The organism is Pontibacillus yanchengensis (assembly GCF_009856295.1).
Taxonomy (GTDB): domain Bacteria; phylum Bacillota; class Bacilli; order Bacillales; family BH030062; genus Pontibacillus; species Pontibacillus yanchengensis_A.
The window spans coordinates 126868-133988 of the sequence record NZ_WMEU01000007.1; the positions used below are offsets into that span (position 1 = coordinate 126868).

The 7121-nt window shown below is 39.7% G+C and carries 6 protein-coding genes, 10 tRNA genes and 2 rRNA genes; 1 reads left to right on the forward strand and 17 read right to left on the reverse strand.

Annotated features, from left to right (window positions below; genetic code table 11):
- Positions 1–29 precede the first annotated feature (29 nt).
- The 4 genes from GLW08_RS18330 to sigW all read right to left on the reverse strand — a co-directional run bounded on the left by GLW08_RS18330 (position 30) and on the right by sigW (position 3769).
- Positions 30–1259, reverse strand: a complete 1230-nt coding sequence (locus tag GLW08_RS18330) for a CdaR family protein (protein ID WP_160850090.1) — start codon at positions 1257–1259, stop codon at positions 30–32.
- Positions 1252–2073 carry a diadenylate cyclase CdaA gene (cdaA, locus tag GLW08_RS18335; RefSeq protein WP_160850091.1) on the reverse strand — a complete coding sequence of 274 codons (822 nt, stop codon included), beginning with the start codon at positions 2071–2073 and terminating at the stop codon, positions 1252–1254. Before cdaA ends, GLW08_RS18330 begins: the two co-directional genes overlap by 8 nt.
- Positions 2074–2573: 500 nt before the next feature.
- Positions 2574–3191 (reverse strand): anti-sigma factor family protein, encoded by a 618-nt coding sequence (locus GLW08_RS18340; protein ID WP_160850092.1) that lies wholly within the window; start codon positions 3189–3191, stop codon positions 2574–2576.
- A gap of 14 nt (positions 3192–3205) precedes the next feature.
- Positions 3206–3769: an RNA polymerase sigma factor SigW gene (gene sigW, locus GLW08_RS18345; RefSeq protein ID WP_160850093.1), complete on the reverse strand. Its 564-nt coding sequence runs from the start codon at positions 3767–3769 to the stop codon at positions 3206–3208.
- A 204-nt stretch (positions 3770–3973) separates the two neighbouring features.
- Between sigW and GLW08_RS18350 the strand changes: the two genes are divergently transcribed.
- Positions 3974–4150 carry an aspartyl-phosphate phosphatase Spo0E family protein gene (locus tag GLW08_RS18350; protein WP_160850094.1) on the forward strand — a complete coding sequence of 59 codons (177 nt, stop codon included), beginning with the start codon at positions 3974–3976 and terminating at the stop codon, positions 4148–4150.
- Positions 4151–4211: 61 nt separating this feature from the next.
- On the opposite strand, the gene rocF is transcribed toward GLW08_RS18350, so the two are convergent.
- The 13 genes from rocF to GLW08_RS18415 all read right to left on the reverse strand — a co-directional run.
- Positions 4212–5111: an arginase gene (gene rocF, locus GLW08_RS18355; protein WP_160850095.1), complete on the reverse strand. Its 900-nt coding sequence runs from the start codon at positions 5109–5111 to the stop codon at positions 4212–4214.
- Positions 5112–5579: 468 nt separating this feature from the next.
- Positions 5580–5652: transfer RNA gene (locus GLW08_RS18360), tRNA-Ala, on the reverse strand.
- Positions 5653–5665: 13 nt separating this feature from the next.
- Positions 5666–5740 (reverse strand) — tRNA-Gly (locus GLW08_RS18365).
- 79 nt (positions 5741–5819) lie between these two features.
- Positions 5820–5895 (reverse strand) — tRNA-Lys (locus GLW08_RS18370).
- Between the two features lie 86 nt (positions 5896–5981).
- Positions 5982–6056: transfer RNA gene (locus GLW08_RS18375), tRNA-Gln, on the reverse strand.
- A 3-nt stretch (positions 6057–6059) separates the two neighbouring features.
- Positions 6060–6145, reverse strand: a tRNA-Tyr gene (locus tag GLW08_RS18380).
- A 61-nt stretch (positions 6146–6206) separates the two neighbouring features.
- Positions 6207–6282: transfer RNA gene (locus GLW08_RS18385), tRNA-Thr, on the reverse strand.
- A gap of 7 nt (positions 6283–6289) precedes the next feature.
- A tRNA-Val gene (locus GLW08_RS18390) sits at positions 6290–6365 on the reverse strand.
- A gap of 9 nt (positions 6366–6374) precedes the next feature.
- Positions 6375–6449: transfer RNA gene (locus GLW08_RS18395), tRNA-Glu, on the reverse strand.
- A 17-nt stretch (positions 6450–6466) separates the two neighbouring features.
- Positions 6467–6540, reverse strand: a tRNA-Thr gene (locus GLW08_RS18400).
- A gap of 4 nt (positions 6541–6544) precedes the next feature.
- Positions 6545–6619 (reverse strand) — tRNA-Asn (locus GLW08_RS18405).
- A 44-nt stretch (positions 6620–6663) separates the two neighbouring features.
- Positions 6664–6779: ribosomal RNA gene (rrf, locus tag GLW08_RS18410) — 5S ribosomal RNA — on the reverse strand.
- Between the two features lie 216 nt (positions 6780–6995).
- Positions 6996–7121 (reverse strand): 23S ribosomal RNA (locus GLW08_RS18415); the annotation flags it as partial.

Below are 7121 nucleotides of genomic sequence, written 5' to 3' on the forward strand. Positions count from 1 at the left end.
TCCTTCATGCTTTCGAGATGCATATTGTATTACTCTATACGAACTTGAGCTTCTTTGTTACTAAGTTCCCATTTGACCTTTGCTGGTCCGTTAACTTCGATAGGCACACTAAACTCGCCTTCCACAAATTGTTCTACATTGATATACGCTTCGAACTGATCTTGATTTACATTTTCTAATTCCTTTGCGGTACCTATTAACGTGAGATCAATCGTTTGATCCTCTGGTTCAATAAATGTAATCGTTTGGTTTTCTTGTAAGTTTTGAACGTTCACTTTGCTATTTTCAAACGTTTTTGTTGTGGATTCTTCAATATCTACTTCAACTTGTACGGTACTTGGTTCAACTTTGTTCGCCTTATTTGGCACTGTCACATCCATATCCAACGTTTTGTCTGCTTTGATTGTAGACAAATCTATGGTCATGTTATCAATTGTTTTAATGGATTCCAATTGCTCACTTGATCCAAATACCCTCACTTTGTTTGGATTTGCCTTTATAGAATTTACACTGTATCCCTCAGGAAGTTCCCCTTCGGTCTGAATGCTTAACGGAACCTCTTTGTTAGGGGGGATAATTGGGGCACTGACTTTTACAGATGATGGTTCCACAAATACGTTCAATTCATTACCTTGTTGATCATAAACTTTTACAGGAGCATCCTTTTTCGAGATGCTCTCACTGGCTTCTGATACATCTACAATGGCTTTAACCAATGAAACTTTATCAATCTCCGATTTTGATCCTGTAATCTCTACTTTTTCTGGTTCAACAGTTGGGTCGCCAATCTCAAATCCATCCCCAATTTTATCTCGATTCATAAAGTCAATTTCAACATCAAATGCTTTTGATGAGCGTTCCTCTAGCGAAACTTCAACTTCCTCTGGTTCCACAAACACCGACAACTGATTAGATATTCCTCTATGTTCAATTGGCACTGTATGGGTACCAGGTTCAAGTTCTTGTAAATCAATAAACACATCAAAGTTTTTCTGAGTAATGGTTTTCGTAACTACAGTATTCGGTCCTTCTACTGTAACTGTGACGTTCTGTGGTACACCTTCTACAACATATTTTTCATCATTCATGTACACCTGGAGTGGGATATTATTCATCGTTGTTACTTCCTTATTTCCCTCTGGAAGAATGGAATTTGATTGAGAAGCTCCATCATCCAAATTCACTGAAGCATATAAAAGAATAGCTAGCAGCAATGAGATAATCCGAATAAACCAAGGACTCTTCAACCATTTATCCATCTTTCTTCCCCCTCCAATTCCATGTTTTGGAAGCAGAAGCATTCGATGTAGAGTCTAATTCTCGTTGTAGGATATCTCTTAATGCTTCCTGATCTAACTCTCTGTGGAGCTCACCATTTTTTGTACAAGAAATATTCCCTGTTTCCTCTGATACTACAATGGTTAACGCATCGGTAACTTCACTAATACCTAGTGCTGCTCTGTGCCTTGTCCCTAGCTCTTTAGAAATAAATGGACTCTCTGAAAGCGGGAGATAACAAGCTGCAGCTGTAATCTGATTCTCTGAAATAATGACTGCTCCATCATGTAATGGAGTATTGGGAATAAATATGTTTGTTAATAGTTCACTTGTTAGATGACCTTCAATCGAAATACCTGTTTCTACATAATCACTCATCCCTGTTTCCCTTTCAATCGTAATGAGCGCTCCAATTCTACGTTTGGCCATGTAGTTACAAGACTTCATAATGGCTTCTACTGATTTTTTGACAGAGTCATCTTCCCCGCTTGAATTACGTGCAAAAAAGCTACCTCTTCCAAGCTGTTCTAACGCTCGGCGTAATTCTGGCTGGAATAAGATAATAACCCCTAAGAAACCCCATGTAATGGCTTGTGACATTAACCACATTAACGTCTTCAGTTGTAAAAAGTAGCTTACAAGCCAAATGCCTAAGACTACAAAGATACCTTTCAACAGCTGAACGGCTTTAGTACCACGAATCAACATGATTAACTTATATAAAACAAACCAGACAAGGGCAACATCGATTATAATCCGTAAATATTTAAGAAAATCAAATCCCCCATCAAGCATGTCTACACTTCCTTTAACAATAATTCACATGTTAGCATTTGACCTTACCTATGTAATACAAACAGTATCTCCATTATATCATAATTCCCTATACAAAAAATAACACAAGCTTTTCATTTAAAAATATTAAGTTGTTGTAAATCATCAAAAATAATCCGGTCCTCATGGGAAAGACTATATGTGTATTTACCAATTCTCCCCTTTACTAATTAGGAAGTCTTATTTTGATTCTCTTTTAAAGGAACAAAAGCGCAAGCTCCCGTTTAGGCACGTATGGGCTGCTGCCTACACGACGTAGGTCGTTCGATGTTGCTGCGTGAAGCGGACCTACAGGCTGTAGGTCCGTTCGATGTTGCTGCACGATGCGGCGGTCTTAATCGAACATCTGTCATCCCAGAACTTCCCTGAATCCGCAGGAGATAAAAACAAAGTGATACATTAGCAACCATAAATTCCTTTAAAGTAAAGCAAGAAGCCACTATACATAGTGGCTTCTTGCTTTACTTCTCTTCATTCATGGAAAAAACATCTTTAACGGTTGTTTTCATCTTATACCAAATCCAATCAAACACCTGATTGACTTGACTCAACTCGCCAGTCACTTCCCCAGCTGAAGCTTTTAAGTTATCTCCATTAATGAGCACAACATCTCCATTTACTTTCCCATCAATCCTAAGGTTTCCATTCTTAACAACTAGATCTCCTTCGACAATTTTTCCCTCTGGGACAATCACCGTATTATCTTGTATAATGATATCTTTTTGCTTAGAAACACTTAGATGTTGATCTTGATTCCACATGGAAAACACACTACCAAACATAAGAATAAAAAAGATTGCAGCAGCTGTGATCATGGGGTGCGCTTTAAACCAGCGTTTATAGCTATATGATTTCTTTTCGCTAGGCAGGTTTTTCATAACATTCTCAGAAAACCCCTGTGGTGCTTGCACTTGATTTGTACTTTGAACCATAGCTATTGTTCTCTTTAGTTCATGAAAATGTCGCTGACATTCTTCACATTTATGCAAATGATTTCTTAATGTTTTCTCTTCGTCTTTTGTTAACTCGTCGTCTAAATATTTATGCATCAATGCAACTGCTTCAGTTGAGCATTTCATTTCCCATCACTCCTTTACACGTGACGAAGCTTTTTACGAAGTGCTTCTCTTCCTCGATGAATTCTTGTTTTTACAGTACCCACGGGGATATCCAGTATATCACTAATCTCCTGTAAAGAAAGTTCATCAATATATCGCAACACGATAACTGAGCGGTACTTCGCAGGAAGGGAAAGGATTTCTTTATGAATGTACTCTTGAAGTTCTAAACTTTCCACTTCTTCTTCGGGTAATGCTTGATCTGCAGAAATTTGTGAATACATCGTCAAGCCTTCCGTTCCTTTTACTTCCGCATCCAAAAAGTAATCTGGCTTCTTTTTTCGTATTCGGTCAATAGAAAGGTTAGTTGCAATTCGATATAGCCACGTTGAAAATTTCCTATTCTCATCAAATGAATGGATATTCGTATAGGCCCGAACAAAAGCTTCCTGTGCAATATCTTCTGCCTCATGAGCGTTCCCTAACATGCGGAAACAAATTTGGTAGACTTTGTTTTGATAAAATGTCACCAGTTCTTCAAAGGCAGATTGGTCCCCTTTTTTAACTTTTTTAATTTTCTCTTTTATAAATAAATCCATGTACTATACCTCCGCTATATTTGCGGTTATCCCCTATACGAATAACTGCTATAATAGGTTTCATAAAAACCAAAAAAAGTTGAGTTTTATTATACGTGTTCTATAGGAGTATTAATTCTTTTAAAAATAATGTTTAAAAGAAATGAATTCGGATATATAATACTGTAAATGGAACTGAAGAAGGGTACAAGGGGGATTTGTGTAATGTGTAAAGATTTGTTGGAAGAAATTGAATCCTGCCGAAAAAAACTGGTCCACTTATCAAATGGACGAGCATTGTCTTCTAGAGAAATAGTGGAAGTTAGTGCAGAATTAGATAATCTATTAAATCTTTATGAACAAAAGAGGACAAAATACAGGAAACAGCAACTTACGGTGTAATCATAAGCTGCTGTTTTTTTATGTTTTTCACACGAATAATTGTGATTAATAAAAGAGAACTTTACTTTAATTTCTCCCCGAACAACGAACCCATCAATCCAACAGCTACCGATGCAGTTCGATTCTTTTCATCCAAGATTGGATTGACTTCTACAAACTCCGCAGAGGTAATGATATCGGCTTCGGCTAACATCTCCATCGCTAAATGGCTTTCACGATAGCTCATTCCACCCATTACAGGCGTTCCCACCCCAGGGGCATCTTGAGGATCCAAACCATCTAAGTCTAAGCTTAAATGAATACCATCTGTTTTATGTGTTAAGTATTCAACCGACTCTTGAATAACTTGAGTCATCCCCAAACGATCGATTTCATGCATAGAATAAACTTTAATACCTTTTTCCTTAATGAGCTCTTTCTCTCCATCGTCTAATGAACGCGCACCGATAATCACAATATTTTCTGGCTTTATTTTTGGTTGATAGCCCTCAATATTTACTAAACGTTCATGACCGATTCCTAAACTAACAGCAAGTGGCATACCATGAATGTTACCAGAGGGAGATGTACCTCCAGTATTTAAGTCTCCATGGGCGTCATACCAAATCACACCTAGATTTTCGTAATGCTTTGCAATTCCTGCTAATGAGCCAATTGCAATACTGTGGTCTCCTCCAATTACAAGTGGAAATCTATTTCGTTGAATCACATCATCTACAGTCTTAGCTAAGTTTTCATTCCCCTCAGCTACTTCTTTCAAATTACGCAAATGTTCTTTTTGGTCTTCTCTCCGATCTGGACGAGGTATTTCTACATCTCCTAAATCCTCTATATCATACTGCAATTGCTCTAATCGTTCCACCACCCCAGCATAACGAATCGCACTTGGACCCATATCAACCCCTCTTCGGTTTTGTCCTAAGTCCATAGGTGCACCTACGATTGATAAGTTATTATTCATGATACCATCCTCCTTCAGTTCTTCCTTTAATTGTAGACAACTTTATGGCTATGACTCAACTGGACAAAATAGTGTATATATATACGCAAGATTTATTAATCGCTTACAAGAAATTTGCCTTATAGACACCCTTACATGGAGGATGACCCCCCTTTATATATATATATAAAGTAACTTCCTTATTTTAGGGGCATGCGTAAACATGCATAAAAGTCAGAATTTTTTCACTAGATATATTCACTAATAATGGGATAAGAACAAACACCTCATAGATCTATTTCAAATAGGTGTTGTTGTGTATGGTAACCTTTCTTTATATTATAGATGCTTCATTAATTTGCTGGGCGCTGAAGCTGGACATCGCCTCTAAACTTATTAAGTTATACACAAGCCAACATATTTATCATTTACTAGACAATAAAAAAAGAACCTTGATTCTAAATTAGAATCAAGGTTCTTTATGTGTGATGGAGCCTAGCGGGATCGAACCGCTGACCTCCTGCGTGCAAAGCAGGCGCTCTCCCATCTGAGCTAAGGCCCCCTTATAGAGAAAATGGAGCGGAAGACGGGATTCGAACCCGCGACCCCCACCTTGGCAAGGTGGTGTTCTACCACTGAACTACTTCCGCATTATATATTATGTATTATGTGAAGATAAAGAAAAACACATTTACATCGCAGGCAATTACACGAGTGAATGTGAAAAAATGGTGAGCCATGGAGGATTCGAACCTCCGACCCTCTGATTAAAAGTCAGATGCTCTACCAACTGAGCTAATGGCTCGGTATTATATTCAATAAGCGCATCTTTGACTTTTTGTTTCACATAAGTTTAACAGACACGAATATGTAATTCTTATTAATGAAAGTTGGCTGGGCCAGCTGGATTCGAACCAGCGCATCACGGTACCAAAAACCGATGCCTTACCGCTTGGCTATGGCCCAATATGGTGGAGGGGGCAGGACTCGAACCTGCGAACCCAGAGGGAGCGGATTTACAGTCCGCCGCGTTTGGCCAACTTCGCTACCCCTCCATTAAGACGACATTTATTATTTTATCTTAAAATGTCCTATTTATGCAAGGAAAAATTACGATGGTGCCGACCGAGGGACTCGAACCCCCAACCTACTGATTACAAGTCAGTTGCTCTGCCAGTTGAGCCAGGTCGGCGTAAAAATGGTGGAGGATACTGGGCTCGAACCAGTGACCCCTTGCTTGTAAGGCAAGTGCTCTCCCAACTGAGCTAATCCTCCATATGAAAGTGGTGACCCGTACGGGATTCGAACCCGTGTTACTGCCGTGAAAGGGCAGTGTCTTAACCACTTGACCAACGGGCCAATTACGTTCTTCTGAAAGCTTCCAGCCGGACTTGAACCGGCGACCTCTTCCTTACCATGGAAGCGCTCTACCTAGCTGAGCTATGGAAGCATAATGGCTCCAACGGCAGGATTCGAACCTGCGACCGATCGGTTAACAGCCGATAGCTCTACCACTGAGCTACGTTGGAATATGGAAAAGTGTCTTATGAACTTTAGTAAGAAATATACGAAAGCATGGCGGCGTCCTACTCTTGCGGGGGTGAAACCCCGACTACCATCGGCGCTGAAGAGCTTAACTTCTGTGTTCGGCATGGGAACAGGTGTGACCTCTTCGCCAAAACCGCCATACTTTGTATTTTCTTGAAGGTAGTACCTTCAAAACTAGATAAGAATGAGACATCGAATGGTTGGTGCGTCTTTTCGGGCGGGCTAGAGCTAAATCGGAATCCAGCTCCGGCTCCTAGTCCCTAGCGTCATAAGTCATATCCTCTCCAGAGGCTTAACGCCTCTTGCGATGATCTGTCTTATGCGTACGGGACTAAGCAGTCGCCTGCGCTTTTGTTTTTAGTTAAGTCCTCGATCTATTAGTATCCGTCAGCTGCACGTGTCACCACGCTTCCACCTCGGACCTATCAACCTTGTCGTCTACAAGGGATCTTACTCATTTAAAATGATGGGAAATCTCATCTT